Raw genomic sequence first — 475 nt, forward strand, 5'->3', positions numbered from 1 at the left:
GTCGAACACGTCGATGTAGCTGCACGGCCCGGACGCGCTCGAGCCCGTCGAATGCACGTATGCGCCGCGCGGCCGGATCGCGGAGAAGTTGTAGCCGACCCCGCCGCCGCGCCGCATCGTCTCCGCCGCCTGCAGCAGCGCGACATAGATGCCGGGCAGCCCACGCTCGTCGACGCCCTGGATGCAATCGCCGACCGGCTGCACGAAGCAGTTGATCAGCGTCGCCGCGATCGGGCTGCCCGCCGCGCTCATGATCCGGCCGGCGCCGAGCGCGCCGCGTTGCAGATGCTCGACGAAGCGCGCCTCGATTTCGTCGCGCAATTCGGGCGGCTCCGCCTGCGCGACGCCGCGCGCGACGCGGCGATAGATGTCGTCGACCGTTCGCTCCTCGCCCTTCGCGTATTTCTCCAGCTGCACGTCGATCGAGAATTGTTGCGCAGCGAAGTGGAACTCGGTTGCGATGGTCGCCATGGAC

The 475-nt window shown here is 68.8% G+C and carries 1 protein-coding gene; it reads right to left on the minus strand.

Annotated elements, in window-relative coordinates:
* Window positions 1-475: ribonucleotide reductase N-terminal alpha domain-containing protein (locus J5M58_RS26640; protein WP_368857213.1), on the minus strand; the 475-nt coding region annotated here is incomplete at both ends.

The organism is Pseudomonas sp. 32_A, from assembly GCF_017490905.1.
Taxonomy (GTDB): Bacteria; Pseudomonadota; Gammaproteobacteria; order Pseudomonadales; family Pseudomonadaceae; genus Aquipseudomonas; species Aquipseudomonas inefficax.